The sequence below is a fragment of the Kribbella sp. NPDC004536 genome, from assembly GCF_042873835.1.
Taxonomy (GTDB): domain Bacteria; phylum Actinomycetota; class Actinomycetes; order Propionibacteriales; family Kribbellaceae; genus Kribbella.
In genome coordinates this window covers 944,195-966,299 of the sequence record NZ_JBIALY010000001.1, presented here as the reverse complement: position 1 = coordinate 966,299, position 22,105 = coordinate 944,195, and the positions used below count along the sequence as shown (strand labels likewise).

At 69.5% G+C, this 22,105-nt stretch carries 22 protein-coding genes; 12 read left to right on the top strand and 10 right to left on the bottom strand.

Annotated elements, in window-relative coordinates; all coding sequences use genetic code 11:
* Positions 1–41 precede the first annotated feature (41 nt).
* From ACFYRU_RS04700 to ACFYRU_RS04690, 3 genes are read right to left on the bottom strand one after another with little or no spacing between them, the layout of a single operon-like run.
* Complete coding sequence (locus ACFYRU_RS04700; protein ID WP_387652955.1) at positions 42–2,324, bottom strand: helicase-associated domain-containing protein; 2,283 nt, start codon at positions 2,322–2,324, stop codon at positions 42–44.
* On the bottom strand, positions 2,321–2,851 hold the full coding sequence (locus tag ACFYRU_RS04695; protein WP_387652953.1) for an AAA family ATPase: 531 nt from the start codon (positions 2,849–2,851) through the stop codon (positions 2,321–2,323). The genes ACFYRU_RS04700 and ACFYRU_RS04695 overlap by 4 nt, the downstream gene beginning before the upstream one ends.
* Positions 2,848–3,630 (bottom strand): GNAT family N-acetyltransferase, encoded by a 783-nt coding sequence (locus ACFYRU_RS04690; protein ID WP_387652951.1) that lies wholly within the window; start codon positions 3,628–3,630, stop codon positions 2,848–2,850. Before ACFYRU_RS04690 ends, ACFYRU_RS04695 begins: the two co-directional genes overlap by 4 nt.
* Positions 3,631–3,738: 108 nt before the next feature.
* Here ACFYRU_RS04690 and ACFYRU_RS04685 point away from each other — a divergent pair, with 108 nt between their 5' ends.
* Positions 3,739–4,506 carry an alpha/beta fold hydrolase gene (locus tag ACFYRU_RS04685; protein ID WP_387652949.1) on the top strand — a complete coding sequence of 256 codons (768 nt, stop codon included), beginning with the start codon at positions 3,739–3,741 and terminating at the stop codon, positions 4,504–4,506.
* Here the strand turns inward: ACFYRU_RS04685 and ACFYRU_RS04680 are convergent.
* Positions 4,496–4,846, bottom strand: coding sequence for a DUF427 domain-containing protein (locus ACFYRU_RS04680; RefSeq protein ID WP_387652947.1), 351 nt, complete (start codon positions 4,844–4,846; stop codon positions 4,496–4,498). The genes ACFYRU_RS04685 and ACFYRU_RS04680 overlap by 11 nt on opposite strands.
* Before the next feature lie 52 nt (positions 4,847–4,898).
* On the bottom strand, positions 4,899–5,945 hold the full coding sequence (locus ACFYRU_RS04675) for a saccharopine dehydrogenase NADP-binding domain-containing protein (protein WP_387652945.1): 1,047 nt from the start codon (positions 5,943–5,945) through the stop codon (positions 4,899–4,901).
* 75 nt (positions 5,946–6,020) lie between these two features.
* Here ACFYRU_RS04675 and ACFYRU_RS04670 point away from each other — a divergent pair, with 75 nt between their 5' ends.
* Positions 6,021–6,584 carry a TetR/AcrR family transcriptional regulator gene (locus ACFYRU_RS04670; RefSeq protein WP_387652943.1) on the top strand — a complete coding sequence of 188 codons (564 nt, stop codon included), beginning with the start codon at positions 6,021–6,023 and terminating at the stop codon, positions 6,582–6,584.
* On the opposite strand, the gene ACFYRU_RS04665 is transcribed toward ACFYRU_RS04670, so the two are convergent.
* From ACFYRU_RS04665 to ACFYRU_RS04650, 4 genes are read right to left on the bottom strand one after another with little or no spacing between them, the layout of a single operon-like run.
* The gene (locus ACFYRU_RS04665; protein ID WP_387652941.1) at positions 6,558–7,325 is read right to left on the bottom strand and encodes a metallophosphoesterase; all 768 of its coding nucleotides are present in this window, start codon (positions 7,323–7,325) and stop codon (positions 6,558–6,560) included. The two genes, ACFYRU_RS04670 and ACFYRU_RS04665, sit on opposite strands and share 27 nt — an antisense overlap.
* Positions 7,326–7,344: 19 nt before the next feature.
* A complete protein-coding gene (locus tag ACFYRU_RS04660; protein WP_387652939.1) occupies positions 7,345–8,580 on the bottom strand; it encodes an Nramp family divalent metal transporter in 1,236 nt (411 codons plus the stop codon).
* Positions 8,581–8,640: 60 nt separating this feature from the next.
* Complete coding sequence (locus tag ACFYRU_RS04655) at positions 8,641–9,255, bottom strand: SIMPL domain-containing protein (RefSeq protein WP_387652937.1); 615 nt, start codon at positions 9,253–9,255, stop codon at positions 8,641–8,643.
* A gap of 22 nt (positions 9,256–9,277) precedes the next feature.
* Positions 9,278–10,735 carry a restriction endonuclease gene (locus ACFYRU_RS04650; protein ID WP_387652935.1) on the bottom strand — a complete coding sequence of 486 codons (1,458 nt, stop codon included), beginning with the start codon at positions 10,733–10,735 and terminating at the stop codon, positions 9,278–9,280.
* Positions 10,736–10,880: 145 nt separating this feature from the next.
* Between ACFYRU_RS04650 and ACFYRU_RS04645 the strand changes: the two genes are divergently transcribed.
* Positions 10,881–12,512, top strand: coding sequence for an AMP-binding protein (locus tag ACFYRU_RS04645; protein WP_387652933.1), 1,632 nt, complete (start codon positions 10,881–10,883; stop codon positions 12,510–12,512).
* Here the strand turns inward: ACFYRU_RS04645 and ACFYRU_RS04640 are convergent.
* Positions 12,448–13,665: an MFS transporter gene (locus ACFYRU_RS04640; RefSeq protein ID WP_387652931.1), complete on the bottom strand. Its 1,218-nt coding sequence runs from the start codon at positions 13,663–13,665 to the stop codon at positions 12,448–12,450. The genes ACFYRU_RS04645 and ACFYRU_RS04640 overlap by 65 nt on opposite strands.
* A 50-nt stretch (positions 13,666–13,715) precedes the next feature.
* On the opposite strand from ACFYRU_RS04640, the gene ACFYRU_RS04635 reads away from it, so the two are divergent.
* From ACFYRU_RS04635 to ACFYRU_RS04595, 9 genes are all read left to right on the top strand, one after another.
* Positions 13,716–14,141: a winged helix-turn-helix transcriptional regulator gene (locus ACFYRU_RS04635; RefSeq protein ID WP_387652929.1), complete on the top strand. Its 426-nt coding sequence runs from the start codon at positions 13,716–13,718 to the stop codon at positions 14,139–14,141.
* A gap of 131 nt (positions 14,142–14,272) precedes the next feature.
* The gene (locus tag ACFYRU_RS04630) at positions 14,273–15,529 is read left to right on the top strand and encodes an MSMEG_0569 family flavin-dependent oxidoreductase (RefSeq protein ID WP_387652927.1); all 1,257 of its coding nucleotides are present in this window, start codon (positions 14,273–14,275) and stop codon (positions 15,527–15,529) included.
* A 1-nt stretch (position 15,530) separates the two neighbouring features.
* The gene (locus tag ACFYRU_RS04625) at positions 15,531–16,349 is read left to right on the top strand and encodes an amidohydrolase family protein (protein ID WP_387652925.1); all 819 of its coding nucleotides are present in this window, start codon (positions 15,531–15,533) and stop codon (positions 16,347–16,349) included.
* A gap of 18 nt (positions 16,350–16,367) precedes the next feature.
* Positions 16,368–16,889, top strand: coding sequence for an MSMEG_0572/Sll0783 family nitrogen starvation response protein (locus ACFYRU_RS04620; RefSeq protein WP_360379116.1), 522 nt, complete (start codon positions 16,368–16,370; stop codon positions 16,887–16,889).
* 11 nt (positions 16,890–16,900) lie between these two features.
* On the top strand, positions 16,901–17,971 hold the full coding sequence (locus tag ACFYRU_RS04615) for an MSMEG_0568 family radical SAM protein (protein ID WP_387652923.1): 1,071 nt from the start codon (positions 16,901–16,903) through the stop codon (positions 17,969–17,971).
* Entirely contained in the window at positions 17,968–19,359 is a 1,392-nt protein-coding gene (locus ACFYRU_RS04610) for an MSMEG_0567/sll0787 family protein (protein ID WP_387652921.1), read from the top strand. Before ACFYRU_RS04615 ends, ACFYRU_RS04610 begins: the two co-directional genes overlap by 4 nt.
* Positions 19,356–20,183 (top strand): carbon-nitrogen hydrolase family protein, encoded by an 828-nt coding sequence (locus ACFYRU_RS04605; RefSeq protein ID WP_387652919.1) that lies wholly within the window; start codon positions 19,356–19,358, stop codon positions 20,181–20,183. Before ACFYRU_RS04610 ends, ACFYRU_RS04605 begins: the two co-directional genes overlap by 4 nt.
* Positions 20,174–20,992, top strand: a complete 819-nt coding sequence (locus ACFYRU_RS04600; protein WP_387652917.1) for a carbon-nitrogen hydrolase family protein — start codon at positions 20,174–20,176, stop codon at positions 20,990–20,992. The genes ACFYRU_RS04605 and ACFYRU_RS04600 overlap by 10 nt, the downstream gene beginning before the upstream one ends.
* The gene (locus ACFYRU_RS04595) at positions 20,992–22,071 is read left to right on the top strand and encodes an MSMEG_0565 family glycosyltransferase (protein ID WP_387652915.1); all 1,080 of its coding nucleotides are present in this window, start codon (positions 20,992–20,994) and stop codon (positions 22,069–22,071) included. The genes ACFYRU_RS04600 and ACFYRU_RS04595 overlap by 1 nt, the downstream gene beginning before the upstream one ends.
* The last annotated feature ends 34 nt before the right edge of the window (positions 22,072–22,105 follow it).

Sequence of the window (22,105 nt, the reverse complement as noted above, 5' to 3'; positions counted from 1 at the left end):
GCTCCTAAACCTCGCCCCGACCTTCCATTGTGCCTGAGCGGTCAATCCACGGGGCGGGCGGCTGAGATTCGGTGGAGGGCGTAGGTTCGGGGGGTTTCGGTGGTGTCGTCGTAGGCGGTCAGCCAGCCGTCGGCTACTCGGGCTGGTTCTACTATGCGTTCGGACGAGTGGCCGTTGTGGTCGACGTAGGCGATCCAGGTGCGGGTGTGCGCCTCGGCCGCGTTGGTGAGTACGGCGATGGTTTCGGCGGGGGCGGCTGGTTCGACCAGGGCCTCGTCGCCGGGGCGTTCGGCGGCAATGCGGTCGCCGGTGCGGACCTTTTCGATGACGGCCTTGACCTGGTCGTCGGTGAGGTCGAACGCGCTCTCGTTGAAGTCACGGCTGGTACGACGACGTGGCGCCTCACCCCGGCGCGGCGTGCCCGTCACGTGCAGCGCTCCGTCGAACGTCTCGGCCAGCGGCGCCAGCCCGGCGTCCCGTAGGCGGCTGAGCACCATATCCGGCGGAGACGGCGACACCACGACGGTCGGCGCCAGCCGGCGGAAGCGCACACCGGGCAGGTTCGAGCTCAGGAGCTGGGTCAGTACGTCCTCGTCGTCACACCGCAGGTACGTCGACGCCGTACCGAGCCGCAGTACGCCGTGCCGCCGCGCCACGTCGTCCACCAGGTACGCGAGCGGCTGCGGTACGGGAGTACGCGAGTGCTCCGCCAACCACGCGTGCAACTGTTCCGCCGTACGCCCCAGGTCGAACGCACGCCGTACCGAGTTCTCGCTGAACCTGTAGACCCCAGCACCACCGTCCGACTCCACGTCGGCCATCGCAGACAGCTCGTCCTGCACCGAACGCACCAGCGGACCAGGAGCAACAGCCGTGAGGTCAGCCTGCAACATGACCTCAGACACCGGTTCTGGCATCAGCGGGCTGATCGCCTCGGCCAGCTCATCCGCAGTCGGCTCAGCGCCGAGCAACGGCTGCGCGTGCTTCGCCAACGCACCAAGACCGGTCAGCCCGAGCAGGGCCGCCTCTGACACGCTCCACTCGACCAGGTCGTCCCGGAACTGCCCGCCACGCCGCGGTCGATGCCACGCCACCCACGTCACCACGGTCTCCGGAGCAGGCGCAGTACCGGTCCCGGCTTCAGCAAGCGCCTGTAAGGCCAGCAGCCGGATCTCCGGCGCAAGCAACCGCTCCAGGTCCGGCGCCAACGCGTTGATCAGCCGCTCGCGCGCGGCCGCCGTACTGCCCGTGCTGTCACGCCGGCCGATCAGCCCGATCGCCCTGAGCCCGGAGAACCACGCCATGACGAGCTGGGCCCACCGGTGCGCAAGATCAAGCTCCAGCCAGTCGTCGTACGCGCTGGTCGGCAGCCACAGCTCACTGGTACCAACCTCGACCGCAGCAACCAGCCCGGCCGCATAAGCCATCTCCAGTACAGCCGCGGCGGTCTGCTCCTCCGCACCGATCTTCCCGGCGAGGCTACGCATTTCGCGCACACCAACGCCGCCAGTACGCAGTACAGGCGGAGGCTCCGTCCCCAGCTGCTCCAGAGCACGGTCCACGAGCCGCACCACGTCCAGCGCTGCACCAGCCGCGGCCCGATCCGCGATGGTCGCGGACACCTTCTTGCCGTCCATCGGCGGTGGTACCGGCCGCGTCGACGCCAGTACGCGCCCGCCGCGTAGATGCAGGCCGATCTGCCGTGGGAGTACTACGGTGTTGGCGTCCTTCGGAACGACGAGCCCGCGCGCGAGCAGCCGCTCCACCGGAGTACGTGCCGACGCGATCGTGACCGGTCGGTCCGCCTTCTCCACGGACCCAGTCGGCGGACCCCAGGTCAGCTTGTCGAGTACGGCGCGCGCGTCCGGACCGGCCTCGTCGATCAGCTTGTCCAGATCGCCGAAGTGCCGAGTCGTACTCGGACCGAGCCCGGCCGGTGTCGGACCGAGCAGCTCGTGTACCGCGCGGATCAGCCGGAGGTCGTCCTCGGTACCCCACACGAGAGCGAGCTCCAGCAGCTCGGCAACGCGCGGCTGCACCACGTCTGGCGGCTGCCCCACGCCTTCCGCCAGCGCGTCGAGATCGACCGGCTCGGGCAAGGCGGACAGGGCCTCCAGGAGGTCGACGCCGAACTCGTCCAAGCGATTGATGGCACGTGCCGCCGACGCGTTGCTCGTCGCACGGGCCGCCAACTGCCCGGTGTCGGCCGGGATCGGCAGCGCCAGATCGGGCCGTCGGCGGAGCAACTCACCGAGCGCGGCGTCACCCCAGCCCCGCAACGCCTCAGCGAGCGTACGGGGGCGGATCGGCTCGGACGTGCTCATCCCTCCAACGGTACGTGATCCCGCCCAAGGTCACACATGATCCGCCCCACCGTCTCGCCCAACGCACTATCCAGTCCAATGACGGTCTGCTCGACGCCGTGCAGGAGATCGCCCGCCCGGTACCACTCCTGCATCGCTTCCGGCCCGAAGGAATTCCGTAGCTCTCGGCTCTCATGCCGTACGACGGTCTCCGCGAACGGGATGTCGAAGTAGTAGTGCAGCGTCGTCCCGCGGTGCTCGGCCGTCAGCCGCCGGAGCATGTCTCCGTACCGCTGCGCGTCCAAGATGCCCTCCAGGATCACGTCGTACCCGTGGTCCAGGGCATAGCGGACGTTCAGGTCGATGAGGCCGATGTTCGCGCCGCCCGCGAGGTCGTGCTCGCGCAGGAGGATACGGCGCACGTAGTCCTGCTCGATCCACGCCGTGCCGCGGCCGAGCCGTTCGCGGAGAGTGCGGGCGGTGGTTGATTTGCCGGAGCCCGAGTTTCCTCTTAGTACTACGAGGTGGGTGCTCGGGCTCCCGGTCACTCTGCTGCTCCGGCGCTTCCGATTCTGTGGAAGCCGACGCGTTCGTAGACCGCGGCGACGGCGTCGGACTCGGCGGAGAGCAGTACGAGGTCCACGCCGTTGTCCAGCGCGTGCTGTACGAGTGCCGACGTCACCGCGGCGCCAAGACCGCGCCGGCGCATCGCGGGCAACGTGCCGACGCCGACGATCTCTGTAGCTGAGTCAACCGGCTGGTGAGTACCGCCCGCGACCACACCGTCCTCCGTGAACGCACCGGCGTTCACGGACACTCCTCGGCGCATGCGGTCCAACAGGGTCTCCACCAGGGCGTCACCCAGCTCAGCAGCCGCAGCGTCTCTCTCAGCGGGGCCGGCGTTACCAACAGCCGTACCGCCCTCACCGAACGCCAGGTTGACGGCAGCGCGCATCTGCCGGATCACGGCCTCGTCAGCAGGGAGGATCTCGCAGCGTGCATCAGTCACAACAGGACGGAAGTCGGCCGCCTCGAGCACGAGCAGCGGGTGCTCGACCACGGAAAGCCCTGCGGCCGCAGCAGCCGGACCCAGCGACGGGCAGGTCTCCACGACCCACTCGAAGCTCAGCGGGATCTCCAGCTCCGCGCAGCGCTTCCGTACGAGCTCTACGTCGCTCGGCTCGATCGTGGCTCCCGCTCCGGGCACGGGACGCGCGTAGTACGGCCAGATCGTCGTACTGCGGAACAACGTGAACGGACCGACCTGTTCAGCTACCGCACCGGACAGCGGCACGCTGTGGAGGTAGTCGTCGACTCTAGTAATCATCGCGAAGCAGTGAACCACCCGGACGGGTCGTCAGCCAGCGGTTACGTCGAAGTAAGGCAATCGGCTCCGACGTACCGTCCGACAGCAGCAACCAGCAAGGAGTCTCAGATGGAGAAAGTGACGTCCGCGGACGGTACGACGATCGCCTACGACCGCCTGGGCAGCGGACCGTCGGTGATCCTGGTCGGGGGAGCACTGTGCGACCGCAACTCGTTCCGCCCGCTGGCTGAAGCCCTGGCGGACCAGTACGACGTGATCACGTACGACCGGCGCGGCCGCGGTGACTCCGGCGACACAGCTCCGTACAGCGTCCAGCACGAGGTGGAGGACATCGCCGCGCTGCTGAACGCACTAGGGGGTACGTCGGCCATCTACGGCCACTCCTCCGGTGCAGGTCTCGCGGCCATCGCCTGCAACGCGCTGCCGTTCACCAAGGTGGTGCTGCACGAGCCCCCGTACGGACCGGATGACGTGGACCCGTCCGACGACGGCGAGCAGGTGCTCGAGCGGATCCGTGAGGGGAAGGACCAGGAGGCGGTCGAGCTGTTCCTGCTGATGACGGGCATGCCGAAGCGGGAAGCGCTGCAGGTCGCCGCGATCCCCGGGCTCGCGAACCTGGCGCCCACGCTTGCCTACGACTTCGCGGTGATGGAACACGGCGTCGATCAGGGCGCCACGCCCACAGCGCTCCTCAGCACCATCAACGCACCGACCCTGGTCCTGGCCGGCACCGCCACCGCGCCGTTCATGATCGACGCCGCGCACCGCGTCGTGAAGATCCTGCCCGACGCGACCTTCACCGAGCTCCCCGACCAGCACCACGCCGTACCACCCGAGGTGCTGGCCCCAGTTGTCGCCGAGTTTCTCAGGCGATGATCTCGATCGTCACCTTGTCCGGGTAGAAGGCGACGTGGTCGCGGATGTCTGCGACCGCGTCGTAGGGCTGCTCGTACGTCCAGACGGCGTTCTCCGCGTCGGGGAGCAGCGTGTAGTAGGAGGCGTCGCCCTTGTACGGGCAGTACGTCTGGTGATCGGTGCGCTCGAGCTGCGTGAGGTCGACGTCCTCGCGCGGGATGTACTGCACCGCGGGGTAGTTCGCCTCCTGCAGCGACAGCGCGTCCCGGGTGTCCGCAATGACCCGGTCGCCAACCTTCACGACGACCCGATCCGGATTCTTCTGCACAGTGATGGGGTGGTCCGGCCCAGGAATCTTCACAGTCTTCTCCGCCATAACTCGTGACAACCGCACCGGCCCCAAGAGCATTCCCTCAGTCCACGAACGTTCCGCCGGCAGCTTCGGCGACCTCGGGCCCGAGCGCACACGCCGGCGTGAAAGCACCACGCCGGCCTTCGCCACGCGCGAGCCGCACCGCGACCTCGGCGGCAGCGCCGGTGGTGAAGTCCATCGCGTCCCCGGTCCGCAGCCACGCCTCCCGCGTCGTACCGTCCGGCCAGGTCACGACGGCGTGGCCCCACGAGTGCTCCCGCGGTCGCGGGTACGGCTTCAGCTCGGTCGCCGCAAGCCGCCGTACGGCGAACCGCCCGAGCGGCGGAACCCGAAGCGCGGCACCCAGCACGGGCAGCACCGCCCGTACGATCGGCGACGCCGGCAGCAGCCCGGACGTCGCGACGACGTACGGCGCCCCGCTCGCCAACTGTGCCGCGAGCAGCTCACCGGTCGGACCGCTCGCGGACGTCGCGGTCTGACCGTCCGGCAGCGCATGCGTCCGCGGATCGGCGGCGATCCGCGCGGGAACCATCCGGCCGTCCTCGAACCGCCGCCCGCCGGTCGTCAGCCCGGACACGATCGACCGGGCCAGCGCCTCGCCCAACTGTCCGCCCTCGCTCGCCACCGACGGCAACGCGTCGACCCGTACCTCCCGCGGCACCGACCGGTCCGCGCACAGGTGGGCAACCACCGCCTCGGTGGCCAGCACCCCGAACCCGGCGCCGGTGACGAGCGTGGTGCCCGCGGCGCGCGCCTCGTCGTCCAGGGCCAGCAATCGGGGCATCGCGACCAGATCGTTGGCCAGGTCAACGTAATGCCCGCCGGGCAGGCAGGCGCGCGCGAACGGTACGGCGGTCTCGGCGTACCCACCGATCGTGTTCACCACCACAGCCGGCCGCCGCTCGGCGATCGCCGCCGCCAGATCAGCGGTCGCGACAACTTCGGCGTCGCCGAGACCGAGGTCCGCGGCCGCCTTCCGGAGCCGCTCCGCGCTGCGCCCCACCAGCACCGGCGTACCCCCGCGGGCCGCCACCTGACGCGCGATCTCCCGCCCGGTCCGACCGGTCGCACCCAGTATCCAGATCATCCGAAGCTCCTCATGTCTCACAGTGTCATCACTCACGATAACACTCTGAGACGTCACTCTTGTTAGACTGCGGGCATGGCGCGATGGGACCCCGGAGCCGAGCAGCGGCTGCGCAAGGCCGCGCTCGAGCTGTACGCTGCGCACGGGTACGACGCGGTCACCGTCAACCAGATCGCCGAGCACGCAGGCCTGACCCGGCGCTCGTACTTCCGCTACTTCCCGGACAAGCGTGAGGTCCTGTTCGCCGGCTCCGAGCGGCTCCCGGCCGCGGTCACCGAGGCGATCCGCGCAGTCGACGCCGCCGTCGCGCCCTGGCCGGCGGTGCTCCTGGTCCTCGCCGACATCGGTGAGCGGCTCGCCGAGGTCGCCGAGGACACCGACGTACGGCGGGCCGTGATCGCCGCGAGCCCCGAACTGCAGGAGCGCGAGCGGACCAAGGCGGCCGCCGTCACCGCGGCGCTCCGCGACGGACTCGCGGAGCGTGGGGTGCCGCCGCGGGACGCGGAGCTGGTCGCGCAGGTCGGGGCGGCCGCGCTCCAGAACGCGTTCAGCCGGTGGATCGACGGCGGCGGGCAGGAGCCGTTCCGGTCCTGCCTCGACTCCGTCGTCGCGTCACTGGGCCGACAGCTCGACGACTAGGCAGGGGCCGCCGTCGAAGGCGCCGCCGTCGATGCCGAGGACCAGGCCGTCGGCATACAGGTGCGGGCCGGTCAGGAACTGCGGGTCGATGTGCAGCTGGTCGGCGATGATGCTGTGGCCATGGACGATCCGCCGGCCGCCGAGGTGCTGGAGCATGATCCGGGCGACCTCGGGGCCGCTGTCGCCGCGGAACGCGTACCGCGACGTCGTCCGGCGCCAGATCTCCCACCACACCTCGATGTCGTCGGTGTGCAGCTCGGCCCGCGCCGCCGTGTTGATCTGGTCGAGCGTGTCGCCCCACTCGACGTACTCCGCGGTGTCGGAGTGCATCAGCAACTGCTCGGCGTCCAGCGCGAGCAGCGGCTGGTCCAGCAGCCAGGCCACCTCGTCGTCGGTGAGCAGTTCCTGGTCGCGGTCCTGGCCGCCGTTCAGCGCCCACGACCGCTCGAAGCTGCGCAGCGTGATGCCGTCGTGCGGTACGAACGTGTCGCCGAACTTGTACATCCCGAGCGCGAGGATCTCGTGGTTGCCGAGCAGCATCCGGATCGCCCCGTCCGGTGCCTGCTCGATCAGCTTCCGGACGTACCGCAGGACGCCGATGCCGTCCGGACCGCGGTCGAAGAAGTCGCCGAGGAACCACAACCGGGCGTCCGTACCCGCCCAGTTGCCGTCGGCATCGGTGAGACCGGCCGCGTGCAGGGCCGGTACGAGCTTCTCCAGGTGGCCGTGGATGTCGCTCACGGCGTACACCCGGGTCACGTCATCCCCGAACGGTCAGCACGATCAGTACGACGTTGAGGGCCGTGACGGCGGTCGCTACCAGGCATGCGGTGAGAGTAGTCGCCCGGCGGTTGACGAAGTCGCCCATGACGCGCCGGGATGCGGTCAATCTCACCAGCGGCCAGAGCGCACACGGGATCCCGAAGCTCAGCACCACCTGCGAGATCACCAGCGCGCGGCTCGGGTCGACGCCGATCGCCAGCACCAGCAGGGCGGGCGCCAGCGTGACGAGCCGGCGGACCGCGAGCGGTACGCGCCGCTGCCAGAACCCGTCCAGGATGACGGATCCGGCGTACGTCCCGACCGAGGACGACGCGAAACCGCTGGCCAGCAGGGCGAGCGCGAACAGCAGCGCCGGGAGGTGGCCGAGCCGGTCGCCGATCGCGAGGTGCGCCGCGTCGAGCGAGTCGGCACCTGTGCCCTTCAGGGCAGCCGCGGCCAGTACGACCATGGCCAGGTTGACCGCGCCGGCGAGCGCCATCGCGACGGCGACGTCCAGGCGGGTGGCTCGTAGGACCCGGGACTTGCCGCCTTCGGAACGGATCGTCTTCCAGTGCCGGTCGGTGACCAGGGCGCCGTGCAGCCAGATCGCGTGCGGCATGACGGTGGCGCCGAGCATGCCGGCCGCGAGTACGAGCGACTGGGTGCCGTCGAGACGCGGTACGAGGCCGCCGAGGACGGCGGTCCCGGACGGGTCGGACTTGGCGGTGGAGACGACGAAGCCGATCAGTACGACCGCGAGCAGGCCGATGATCGCCGCCTCGAACGGCCGCTGGCCGCGCTTGGACTGGTAGATCAGCAGCCCGAACGAGACCGCGCCGGTGATCGCGCCGCCGAGCAGCAGCGGTACGTGGAACAACAGGTTCAGCGCGATCGCACCACCGACCACCTCGGCCAGGTCGGTCGCGATCGCCACCACCTCGGCCTGCGCCCACAGCCCAGTGGAGGTCGAGCGCTTGAAGTGGTCACGGCACAGCTGCGGCAGCGTCCGCCCGGTCGCGATACTCGCCTTGGCCGCCAGGTACTGCACCAGGACCGCCATCAGGTTGGCGCCGACCACCACCCAGCACAGCAGGTAGCCGTACGTGGCGCCGGCCGCGATGTTGGTCGCGAAGTTGCCCGGATCGACGTACGCGACCGCCGCAACGAAGGCCGGTCCGAGCAGTAACAGCCCAGACCGGTTCAGTTGCCGCCGCAGCGGTGCCGGTGCGTACATGAGAGAAGTCTCTCTGCCTGTACCCACCGCGCAACCCCTGTGCAAGATTTGAGACGCGCATTACGCCCAGGCAAAATGCACCTCGAGCGACACTTCCAGACTTGTGTCACCGGGCGTGATGTGGATTTCCGAGTCGAAGGCGGCTTTGGACGCCAGTGCGACGCCGCGTGCGGGGTGGTGACTGTACGTCGCGGAGACCGAGGTGACCGCACCGAGCGAGTAGCCGGCCAGTGCGGCGAGTTCCGCAGCCTTCTCGCGCGCCTGCTGGAAGGCGAGCTGCCGCGCCAGGGTCAGCAACGCAGCCTTGTCCTCGACGTCGAAGCGGATCGCATGCAGATTCAGGCCGTTGCCCGCAGCATCCACCGCCGCGTTCAGCAGCGGGCCGAACCCGGTCAGGTCCCGCGTCGTCACCGTCAGCAGGTGCGCGCCCCGGAACGCCCGTGGCTGCCCGGGCTCGCGGTACTCCTGCGAGACCTCCACCTCGGTGGTTCTGATCGCGGCCGTGTCGACCCCCTGCGCTCGCAGCGCTGCCATCACCGCGTCTGTCAACTCCGCTACCCGCGCGACAGCCGCGGCAACGTCCGGCGCCGAGTGTTCGACCGCCAACGACATCCGCAACACATCCGGCTCCGCGCTGGCCTGCCCGGACCCCACAACACGCACACCAGTCTCCATGAGCGCCAGTCTGGCATTCCGGTCAACTTGCGCGGGGGATTATGCGGGCGGGGATGTTGTGGAGGTGGCAGAGGGAGAGGAGGGCGGTGCCGTCTATCAGTTGGAGGGGTTTGCCGTTGGCGAACTGGTAGCTGGTGGGGCCGAAGCCGGAGGTGGTGATGAGGATGCCTTTGGTGGCGCCGGCGTCGACGACGGTGCCGAAGAGGTCGCGGACGGCGCTGGGTGGGACTGTGCGGGTCCAGAGCTTCGCCTGGACGACGAACTTGCCGCCGGTGATCGGGCGGGGGTCGTAGGCGACGCAGTCGATGCCGCCGTCGGTGCCGCGGCGGAACAGGCGGGTTTCCAGACCCATCCGGGTCAGCAGGTTGTGCACCAGGTGTTCGAAGGACTCGGGGCTGAGGTCCAGCAGGTTCGGGCGGGCGTCGATCTCGCTGATGACGTCGACGGCCTCGACGATGCGCGGATCGGTCAGGTCGAACTCGAGAACCGGCTCCACCGGCTGCAACTCCTCCGGGTGCCGTGAGACCTCAGCCGCGAAGTAGTGCCGTACGCAGGCCACCGGGTCGAGCTGGTCCAGCACCAGCGCCTGGTACTGCTCGCGGGTCGCCCGCAGTGTGATCAGACACGGCCGTACGGTCTGACCGGTCGTCAGGTCCACCGACTCCACCATGCCGTTGAACACGACCGTTTCGACCACGCCGTACCTGTCGCTGCCGAAGACGAGGTGCAGCGCCCGGAGCGCGAGCTGGGCAACCAACTGCTGGTACAGCCGCCGCAACTCCAGCGGGTCCCGCGGCACGGCCTGTACGGCGTCCAGCGAGCGGTCGTACCGGTACGAGGCCTCAGCAGGTACGACGCTGACGTCCGGCAGGTCCCACTCGAGCGCGAGCAACGTCGACTCCGGTACGTACCCGACCTTGTGCCGCCGGGGGAAGTCGAGCGGCTCCGGGAACCGGTCCAGCGCCTTCGTGAAGTAGCGCGTCACGGCCGCCCGGTCGCGGTTCTCCACCGCCCGTTCGTACGCGTCGATCCGCGCGTGCTGTTCCGCGGTCGCCTCGTCGAGCCGGCGCTGTCGCTCGACCTGCTCCCGCAGCGCCTTGGCCACCCGCTCACGGCGGGTCTCCTCGGCGGCCCGGTGCCGTTCGATCGCCTCCGCGAACCGGTCCTCCGCGTCGGCGAGCCGCCGCGCGTACCGGCGCTGCGCACCCCACCAGCGGAACGGCGGGTGGGGCACGAACGCATCCCAGACGGGTCCGGGATGCGCCTCGAGATCGGCCGGCGACACCGTCGGCGGAGCCCGCCGCGGCGCCCGCTTCAGGGTCTGCAGATCGGTGCCGCGGACCTCGACGGCGAGTGCGCCGGCGAGGACGTTCTCCAGTGCCTGGACGTGTTCCTGTACCGCAGCGGTACGTTGCGCCGCCTCGGCCGTGCGCCCGGGCGGTCGGTCGCTGCGGGCGTGACCTTCGAAAGATCGGCCCATCGCCTCACACCTCTCCGATCCAATGTAACGGTCCAACCACGCTCCGCGACCGAAGATGACGGAGAGTTGGTAAGGACATTGCTTGCCGGACACCCCCTGTTTCCTGCCGCACGTGCACTTGCAGGGGCATCTGACAAAGGTGACGATGACAACCATGAGCCTGCCGTCGTACGCGTCCGGGGTGTCCGAGGTGCCCTTGCTGGGCGAGACGATCGGCGCGAACCTCAGACGGACGATCGCGGCGTACGGCGACAACGAAGCGCTGGTGGAGGTCCAGACCGGAAGGCGCTGGACGTACGACGAGTTCGGCGCGGAGGTCGAACTCGTTGCCCGCGGCCTGATCGCGCGCGGGATCGCGAAGGGCGACCGGGTCGGGATCTGGGCGCCGAACCAGGCCGAGTGGACGATCACGCAGTACGCCACCGCGCTGATGGGCGCGATCCTGGTGAACATCAACCCCGCGTACCGCACCCACGAACTCGCCTACGCGCTGAACCAGTCCGGCGTCCGGCTGCTCGTCTCCGCGACCGAGTTCAAGACCAGCAACTACCGTGCGATGGTCGACGAGGTCCGCCCGCAGTGCGCTGCGCTCGAGGAGACGATCTACCTCGGCACCGGCGACTGGGACGCGCTCCGCGACGACGCCGCCCGGGTCAGCCTCGACGAACTGACCGCCCGCGAGGCGGAACTGTCCTTCGACGACCCGATCAACATCCAGTACACGAGCGGTACGACGGGATTCCCGAAGGGCGCGACGCTCAGCCACCACAACATCCTGAACAACGGCTTCTTCGTCACCGAGACGATCGCGTTCACCGCCGACGACCGGCTCTGCATCCCGGTGCCCTTCTACCACTGCTTCGGCATGGTGATGGGCAATCTCGGCTGCACGACGCACGGCGCGTGCATGGTGATTCCCGGGCCGGCGTTCGATCCCGCGGCGACGTTGCAGGCCGTGCAGGACGAGCGGTGCACCGGGCTGTACGGCGTACCGACCATGTTCATCGCCGAACTCGGACTGCCGGGCTTCGGCGAGTACGACCTCACGAGTTTGCGGACGGGCGTGATGGCCGGTTCGCCATGCCCGGTCGAGGTGATGAAGCGGTGCGTCGCGGACATGCACATGGCCGAGGTGGCGATCTGCTACGGCATGACCGAGACGTCGCCGGTGTCCACGCAGACCCGCCGCGACGACGACCTGGACCGCCGTACGTCCACCGTCGGCCGGGTGATGCCGCACGTCGAGGTGAAGCTGGTCGATCCGGCGACCGGCCTGGTCGTCGAAAGAGGTGAGCCGGGGGAGCTGTGCACCCGCGGGTACTCCGTGATGCTCGGCTACTGGGACGAACCGGAGAAGACCGCCGAGGCGATCGACCAGGCGCGCTGGATGCACACCGGCGACCTGGCGACGATGCGCGACGACGGGTACGTGAACATCGTCGGCCGGATCAAGGACATGGTGATCCGCGGCGGCGAGAACGTCTACCCGCGGGAGATCGAGGAGTTCCTGTACACGCATCCGTCGATCGCCGACGTCCAGGTCATTGGTGTACCCGACGAGAAGTACGGCGAGGAACTGTGCGCCTGGATCAAGCTGAAGCCGGGCGCGGAACCCCTGGACGCCGACGCCGTCCGCGCATTCGCGAACGGAAAGCTCGCGCACTTCAAGATCCCGCGGTACGTCGTCCTCGTCGACGACTTCCCGATGACCGTCACAGGCAAGATCCGCAAGGTCGAAATGCGCGAAAAGTCCGTCGAGCTGCTCGGACTGAGCTGACCACGGCGGCGATCCCGAACGCGGCGCCGAGGACGCAGACGCCGTTCCAGCCTGCCCGTTCGTACAGCGCCGTCGAGGCGATCGCGCCGGTCGCGCTGCCGAGCGAGTAGAACACCATGTACCCGCCGATCAACCGGGCGCCGGCGTCCGGCCGGTAGATCATGCTCTGGTTGGTCACGTGAATCGCCTGCACGGCGAGGTCGAGCAGGACCGCCCCGATCGCAAGCCCCACCAGGGGATGCGCCGTCACCAGCCAACTAGTTGCCAACAGCACCGAACCCGCGACGGTCACAACCGTCCCGCGCCCGCGATCGGCCAACCGCCCCGCCGGACCCGCGGCCAACGCTCCCGCGGCCCCGATCAACCCGAACGCCCCGATCTCGCTGTGCGACAGCCCACGTTCCGTCAACGGCAACGCAATCGAGGTCCACAACGTGCTGAACGAGGCGAAGATGAAGAACGCTCGCCCGGCACTCTCCCGAAACCCCTGCTCACCCCAAAGCCCAACAGTAGAACGCAAAAGCCCCACATAACCCGACGTCAGGCCGGCACCCGCCGAGCTGCGCTCGGCCCGGGTAGGACCTCCGCCGTCCCCCGCCTGCGGTGGTTTGCGCCGGAACTGTGTGGTGATTGCCAGACAGACAGTGCAGGAGATCAAGTAGACGGCTCGCCAGCCGAGTAGGTCGGTCAGGATGCCGGAGGTGGTTCGGGACAGCAGGATCCCCAGCACGACCCCCGTGGTGATGGTGCCGACCGTACGCCCGCGTACGGCCGGATCGCTCAGCGCGGCGCCGTACGCGACCAGGGACTGGGTGACGACAGCGAGCGCGCCGACCGCGGCCAGGCCGACGAAGAGCATGACGGCGTTCCGGGCGAGACCGGTGACCAGTAACGCAACGGCCAGCAGCGTGAACTGAAGCCGGATCAAGCGCCTCCGGTCGAGCAGATCGCCCAACGGCACGAGCAGGAACAGCCCCAGCCCGTAGCCGAGCTGCGTAACGGTCACGAGCGCGCCGATCGTATCCGGCCGAACTCCGAGGTCGGCGCCGATCGTGACCAGTAGCGGCTGCGCGGCGTACACGGTCGAGACCGCAACGCCGGCCGCGGCCGCGAGGAACACCGGCCCGCGGGCAGCCAACAATTTCGGTTGCATGTTGCTACCGTAAGAGAAGTTGGTAGCATTTTGCAACCAGGAGGTGTGGAATGGTCAAACGGACCAGGTTCGACGACGAGAGCTGCCCGGTCGCGCGTTCGGTGGACGTGGTCGGCGACTGGTGGTCGTTGCTGATCGTGCGGGACGCGTTCGACGGCAGCCACCGCTTCGGCGACTTCCAGCGCAGCCTCGGTGTCGCCAAGAACATCCTCAGCACCCGCCTGCGTGCCCTGGAGGACAACGGCATCCTCGAACACCACGGCCGCGACTACACCCTCACCGCCAAAGGTGAGGCGCTCTTCCCGGTCATCGTCGCCCTCCGCCAGTGGGGCGAGGCGTTCGCGTTCGAGCCCGGCGAGCCGCATTCGCAGTTGCTGGATCGCCGGCACCACCAGCCGCTCAAGCCCCTCGAAATCCACGCCGCCGACGGCCGCCGCGTCACTTCCGGCGACACCGAGGTACGCAAAGTCCCTTGATGCGTGGTTACCCACGCGAAACACCGGCCGCCGGTTTGGAAACCTGAGTTTGTTCCGGGGGCAACAGCGGGGCAACTGGGCGGTCCTTCACTGGAACACATCCAGGACCGACCGAGACCCCGGGAGCCGGCATGCAACTCACCGACGGTGCACACCATCCCGTCGTCGTGATCGGCGGCGGCCAGGCGGGTCTCGCGACCAGCTGGCAACTGCGGCAGCACGGCGTGGATCACGTTGTACTGGAGGCGGATCGGGTCGGCAGCGAGTGGCGCAACCGCCGCTGGGACTCGTTCTGCCTGGTAACACCGAACTGGCAGTGCAGGCTGCCCGGGTTCCCGTACGACGGCGCCGAGCCGGACGGTTTCATGGTCCGCGACGAGATCGTCGGCTACCTGGAGGACTACCGCCGGACGTTCGACGTACCGATCGTCGAGGGCGTCCGGGCGACCCGGCTCGATCCCGGCTTCCGCGTTACCACGACTGCCGGGACGATCACGGCCGGACAGGTAGTGGTCGCGACCGGTCCGTACCAGTCACCCCGGATCCCCCGGCTGGCCGAACGGCTCCAGCTGACACAGCTGCATTCCTCGCAGTACAAGAACTCCGGCCAGTTGCCGCCCGGCGAGGTCGTCGTGGTCGGCACCGGGCAGTCCGGCTGCCAGATCGCCGAGGACCTGCATCTGGCCGGCCGTACGGTCCATCTCGCGACCGGCAGTGCGCCACGCGTCGCGCGGTTCTACCGCGGTCTCGACGTGGTCACCTGGCTGGACCGGATGGGCTACTACCGCAAGGGAATCGACGAGTTCGACGACGCGGACGCCGTACGGCTGCGGGCCAACCACTACGTCACCGGTCGCGACGGCGGCCGCGACATCGACCTCAGGAAGTTCGCGCTGGAAGGGATGCGGCTGTACGGCCGGCTCGTCGACGCGGATCAGCAGGTACTGCGCTTCGCGGGCGACCTCGCCCAGAACCTCGACCACGCCGACGCCGTGTCCGACGGCATCAAGGACTCGATCGACGCCTATATTGTTGCTGAGGGCATCGACGCGCCCGCGGAGGCGCGGTACGAACCGGTCTGGCGACCGGATGGGGTACCGGAAACGCTTGCTCTGCAAGGGATCGCGGCGATCGTCTGGAGCACCGGCTTCCGGCGCGACGACGGCTGGATCCGGGTGCCGGTGTTCGACGGCCAGGGCTATCCGACCCACCGCCGAGGCGTCACGAACGTACCGGGCCTGTACTTCATCGGCCTGCCCTGGCAGCACACGTGGGGCTCGGGCCGGTTCGGTGGTGTCGCGGACGACGCACAGTACCTGGCCGAACGGATCGTCGAGCAGCGGGCCGGTGTGCACTGGATTGCCGGCGTGCATCGGACGGTGGCCTGAGATGCCTGTCTGCGACGCGCACCGCCATCTCGGCGTACTCCCGGCCTATCCCTTCTACGGTGGGCCTCCGGTGAACCCCGACATCACCGCGCGGGCGACGATCGACGAGCTGCTCGCCGACCTGGACGCCGAGCGGACCGACCGGGCGCTGGTGATCCCGAACTACGGCGTTCCCGACGTCGAGGTCTCGTTCGGCTTCAACGAGCTGGTCGTCGAGGCGGCGGCCCGGGACGACCGGATCCGCGCCGGCCTGTGGGTCTCGCCCCGGCCGCAGGACGCGGAGCTCACCACGAAGGCGCTGACGTTGGCGGCGGAGCCCGGCGTACGGGCGCTCAAGCTGAGTTTCCTGCTCGGCGGGCATCCGACCGACGACGCCGTACGCCCGCAACTGGACGAGATCTTCGCGACCGCGCAGACCCACGGGCTCGTCGTCCACGTCCACACCTCACCCGGCGCCGCATCCGACATCGACCACATCGGTCACCTCGTCGAGACGTACGCCGACCAGGTGCCGCTGCACCTGGTCCACTTCGGCGGCGGGATGAGTGGTCACATCAAGCTGGTCGGCTCCCGGTTCTTCGACTGGATCGAGGCCGGCAAGCAGGTCTACACCGATCTGTCCTGGGCGATCGGCTTCGCCCCGGGCTGGCTGGCCGCCGAGATCGAGCGCCGCGGTACCGGTCACGACCGGGTGCTCTTCGCCAGCGACCAGCCGTGGGGCGACCACGCCGGCGAACTCGCCCGGCTGCGCGCCGCGATGGGCGACGGCGAACTCGCCGGCCACGTGTTCCACCGCACCTTCTCCCACCTGTACGACTGATCCAAGGAGCGAAACGACATGCCCGAAACCGCCGAACTGACCGACCTCGAGACCAAGAGCCTGGAGGAGATCCCGCACCCGTCGCTGCCCCAGGGCTCCAGCATCTACGGCGGCACCAAGGTGTTCCCGGACTACCAGGCCGAGGACGGCGAGACCTACTTCACCCTGGTGCACGGCATCGCGCACGAGTCGTCGGTGAGCTTCGTCGCGATCCTGCAGGCCACCCGCGCGCAGCGGAAGGGGTTCGAGTCCGCGATCTACTTCTACGGACCCGGTTCGCTGAACTGCCTGGCCACCCGGGGTTTCCCGACCACCGGCAACTCGGCCTTCCCCGGTGAGCACAACATCAACGAGTCGCTGAAGACGTTCATCGCCGAGGGCGGCAAGGTGTACTGCTGCCGGTTCGGCCTGTCCCTGCACGGCGCCCGCGAGGAGGACCTGATCGAGGGCGTCATCCCGACCCACCCGCTGGACGTGCAGGACGCGCTGATCCACTACGCCCGCAAGGGCGCCATCATCAACTCGACCTACATGTTCTGAGGCGGTCCATCATGAGCGTAGGCGCCGAAGAGGCTCTGGCGGTCCGGTCCGAGATGGCCGTGTACGGCGTTCAGGTGGACGCACCCGTACGGCGCAGCAAGGGCGCGGGGCCGAGCGACGACGGGCACCTGGTCATCGACGGCGCCAACGCGACCCTTCCGATCGTTGCCGAGAGCCCCTACCAGGTGAAGGACGGTACGGTCTACCGGAACGGGCTCGGGCTCGGCCTGTCGGTCGAGCCGGTACACCGGCCGCGGTTCTACGACCTGACCACGGCCGACGGGATCCCGTACCGCCAGATCGCCTTGCTGCACGGCAAGGACGTGCTCGCGACGACGGTGGTCCAGACCTGCATCCGGTACGACGAATCGACCCGCTGCCGGTTCTGCTCGATCGAGGAGTCGCTGCGCGCCGGGGCGACGATCGCGGCGAAGACGCCCGCCCAGCTGGCCGAAGTCGCCGAGGCCGCGGTCCGGCTCGACGGGGTCACGCAGATGGTGATGACGACCGGTACGACGACCGGCCGGGACCGTGGCGCGAAGAACCTCGTCCGGTCGGTGAAGGCGGTGCTGGCCGCCGTACCGGGACTGCCGATCCAGGTGCAGATCGAGCCGCCGGGGGACCTGTCCGTACTGACCGAGCTACGCCACGCCGGGGCGACCTCGATCGGCATCCACATCGAGTCGCTCGACGACACCGTGCGGCGGAGGTGGATGCCCGGGAAGTCGACCGTGCCGCTGCGCGAGTACGAGGCGGCGTGGGACGAGGCCGTGCGGGTGTTCGGGCGGAACCGGGTGTCGACGTACCTGCTGATCGGCATGGGCGAGGACCCGGACGAGCTGGTCGCCGGGGCCGGGCGGTTGATCGAGCGCGGCGTGTACCCGTTCGTCGTACCGCTGCGGCCGATGCTCGGGACGTTGGCGCGCGCGGACGGGGTGACGGCGCCCGATCCGGCCGTGGTCCGGGACGTGACGTCCCGGGTCGCCGCGCTCCTCGCGGCGGCCGACATGCGCGGCGCAGACCAAGGCGCCGGCTGCGCGGCCTGCGGCGCCTGCAGCCTTCTGTCGGCGGCCGGCTCATGAGTACGACCGTGGTGCAGACGGCGGGTGTGATGCACGCGGGGGATGTCTGCGCGCTCCTCGGAGATCCGCCGCCGCCTTTCCTGATCGAGGAGGCGGATGCCGCGGGTCGCCGCGTCTACTACCACCTGCGGCACGAGGCTTTCGTGGAGCGCCAGGGACTGTTCGAGCGTACGGACCTGGACGACCGTGACGAGGACCCACGGACCGTCGTGCTGGTCGCGCGTGACCGTACCGGGACGGTGACAGGCGGCGTCCGGCTCGGCCCGGCGACTGCCGGCGCCGACATCGGCTGGTGGCAAGGCGGCCGTCTGGTCACCTCGGGAAGCAGGGTGGCTGGAGTGGGTGCCGCTCTGGTCCGGGCGGCTTGTGCCCGGGCTGAGGCTGCCGGGGCGCTGCGGTTCGACGCGACCGTGCAGCTCGGGACGCAGCGCTTCTTCCAGCGACTCGGCTGGGACACCGTCAGGCCGACGACCGTGGCGAACGCACCGCATGTGTTGATGCGATGGCCGATCGACCGGATCGCCCGGCTGGCGGCGGCGACCAAGAGTGAGCTGGGCCCTTTGCTGCAAGGGATCGGGCCGGCCGGATACGTCGGCGACGACGGTGCACCCGTACCGGGCAGCGATCTGGTGGCGGCCTGCGACGCGATCCTGCCCGCGATGGTGGAGCGGGACCCGGAATGGGCCGGCTGGTGCTCGGTCCTGGTGAACGTCAACGATCTCGCCGCGATGGGCGCCGTACCGGTCGGTCTGCTGGATGCGCTCGGCGCGCGCGATGCCATGAGCGCGGAACGTGTGCTCCGCGGGCTGAAGAAGGCGTCGGCGGCGTACGGCGTACCGATCCTCGGCGGCCACACCCAGCTCGGCGTACCGGCGGCGTTGAGCGTCACCGCACTCGGCCGGACCGCGCGTCCGGTGGCCGGTGGTGGTGGACGACCGGGCGAGCAGCTCCGTTTGACTGCCGACCTCGGCGGCGGCTGGCGACCCGGGTATGCAGGTCGCCAATGGGACTCGACGAGTCACCGCCGTCCGGCGGAGCTCCGCCGGATGACCGCCGCGGTCGGCCGCGCGCAACCGTCGGCGGCGAAGGACGTATCGATGGCTGGAGTCGTCGGCACCCTCGGGATGCTCGCTGAGGCCTCGGGTTGTGCGGCCGTGCTGGATGTGGCCGCCGTACCGAAGCCGGAGACGGCGTCGATGGGGGACTGGCTGACCTGTTTCCCCGGGTTCGGGATGCTGACGACCGGACCTCGGGAACTCGGCGCCGGACCAGCGGTCGGCGCCCTGTGCGGCGAGCTGACCACCGGGCACGGAGTCGTACTGCGCTGGCCCGACGGCGACGTCACCACCGCATTGACCGCCGGCGTGACCGGGATGGGAGCAGCATGACGCTCAGAATGGCGGCCGTGGCCGCGAACTTCGACCGCGACCTGGAGGCGGACTTCGCCCAGGTGGAGCGGCTGATCGGGCAGGCCCGCGAGGCCGGCGTACGGCTGCTCGCGCTGCCCGAAGGCACGCTCGGCGGCTACCTGCTCAGTCTCGACGGTACGGCCGAACCGCCGCCTGCCTTCACCCCGGACAGCCCCGAGATCCGGCGGCTCGCACAACTGGCCGGCGACCTCGTCGTAACCGCCGGGTACGCCGAAGCGGCCGGCGGACTGATCTACAACAGCGCGGTCTGTGTCAGCGGGGACGGCATCCTCGGACATCACCGGAAGGTGCACCAGCCGCTGCGGGAGGACGAGCACTACGCGGCCGGCGACCGGTTCGAGGCGTTCGACACACCGGTCGGCCGGCTCGGACTGATGATCTGTTACGACAAGGCGTTCCCGGAGGCGGCCCGCGCGCTCGCCCTGGACGGCGCGCAGATCATCGTCTGCATGTCCGCCTGGCCCGGCGCGCGGACCAACCCGGACCCGGATCTGGCCAACGACCGGTGGAAGCGGCGGTTCGATCTGTTCGACCGGGCCCGGGCGCTGGAGAACCAGGTGGTCTGGCTGTCCGCGAACCAGTCCGGCACGTTCGGTTCGCTGCGGTTCGTGGCGAGCGCCAAGATCGTCGACCCGGGTGGCGAGATCCTCGCGGACACCGGCGTCACCGAGGGGATGGCGATCGCCGAACTGGACGTCGAGCAGTCCCTGGAACTGGCCCGGCGCTCGATGGGGCATCTGCGCGACCGGCGGCCGGAGGCGTACGAACCGGCATGGGCCTGAAGATCGGTGCGGTGGCCGCGGGCTTCACCCGGGACCTCGAGTTCGACCTGTCCCGGGTCGAGGCGCTGATCCGGCACGGCCGCCGCGAGGAGGTCCAGCTGCTCGTACTGCCCGACGCCGCGCTCGGCGGGTACCTCGACGACCTGAGCAACCCGTCGCCCGGCAACCTGCCACCGGCGCTCACGCTCGACGATCCACTGATCGCGAAGGTGATCGCGATGGCGGGCGAGATGGTGGTCTGCTTCGGGTTCTGCGAGACCGACGGGACGGATCGGTACAACACGGCGCTGTGCGTCACCGGTGACGGCGTACTCGGCCGGCACCGGAAGGTGCACCAGCCGCCAGGCGAGCGCGCGATCTATGCCGCAGGCAACGAGTTCGCGGGCTTCGACACCCCGGTCGGCCGGATCGGCATGATGATCGACTACGACAAGACGTTCCCGGAAGCGGCCCGGGCATTGGCGGTCGACGGCGCCGAGCTGATTGCCTGCCTGTGCGCGTGGCCGACCAGCATCACCAACCGGGCGGCGCGGATGAACGAGGACCGCCAGTCCCGGCTCTTCGACCTGTACGACCGGTCCCGGGCCGCCGAGAACCAGGTCGTCCTGGTGTCGTCCAACCTGACCGGCTCGATCGGCGGCCTCCGCTTCCTCGGCCAGTCGAAGGTCGTCGGTCCCGGCGGCGACATCGTCGCCCGCACCTGGTCGAAGGCCGGGATCGCGATCGCGGAGGTCGACGTCCGCGCTGAGATCGAGACCGCGCGGCGGGTGCTGCACCACCTCGCCGAGCGCCGCCCGGAGGTCTACTGATGCGGATCGCGCTGCTCAGCTACTCGACCAAACCGCGGGGCGGCGTCGTGCACACGCTCTACCTGGCCGAGGCGCTCGCGGCTGCGGGTGCGGAGGTGATCGTTTGGTCGCTTGCGCGTGGTGGTGACGAGGGGTTCTTCCGAGCGGTCGACCCGCGGGTACGGGTGTCGCTGGTGCCGTTCCCGGACCAGCCTGGTGAAGGCGTCGGCGCGCGCATCCTGCGGTCCATCGCCGTACTGCGGGACGCGTTCGACGGATCGCGGTACGACATCGTGCACGCGCAGGACTGCATCAGCGCGAACGCGGCCGGCCGCTGCATCCGTACTGTGCATCACCTGGACCACTTCACCACGCCCGAGCTGGCCGCTTGCCACGAGCGCGCGATCGTCGAACCGTACGCGCAGGTCTGCGTGTCCACCGCGGTCGCCGGCGAACTGCTCGCCGGTTGGGGGCTCAAGGCAACAGTCATCCCGAACGGCGTCGACGCCGCCCGCTTCACCGCCGCCGCGTCCGGCGACCCGGCGGCGACTGCCCGCCGCGATCGGTGGCGCCGGCAACTGGGCCGCTACCTCCTCACCGTCGGTGGAATCGAACCCCGCAAAGGCTCCCTGGACCTCCTGGATGCCTACGCCCACCTCCGCTCGCGTGACGGGGCGCTCGCGTTGGTCGTCGCAGGTGGGGAAACGTTGTTCGACTACCGGGACTACCGAGCGGCGTGGGACGAGCGTGCGGGGCAGCTTGGTGTTGAGCCGGTTGTGCTCGGGACGGTTGCCGACGCGGAGTTGCCGAGTCTGGTTGCGGGGGCCGAGGTGTTTGCTTTCCCTTCCGCCAAAGAAGGTTTCGGTCTCGCACCCTTGGAAGCGCTGGCAGCCGGCGTCCCGCTGGTGGTTTCGGATCTCCCGGTGTTCCACGAGATCTTCGGCGACGCTGCGACGTACGCGACCGGCCCCGCCGCCCTGGCCGAAGCCCTGCGCACACCGGACCGCACCCGCATCGAGCTCGGCCGCAAGGTAGCCGACAGCTACACCTGGTCCGCCGCAGCCGCGGCGCACCTCGAGCTCTACTCGCGTCTCGGTTGACCGGACCGACGGACAGGTAGTGCACCGCCGAGAC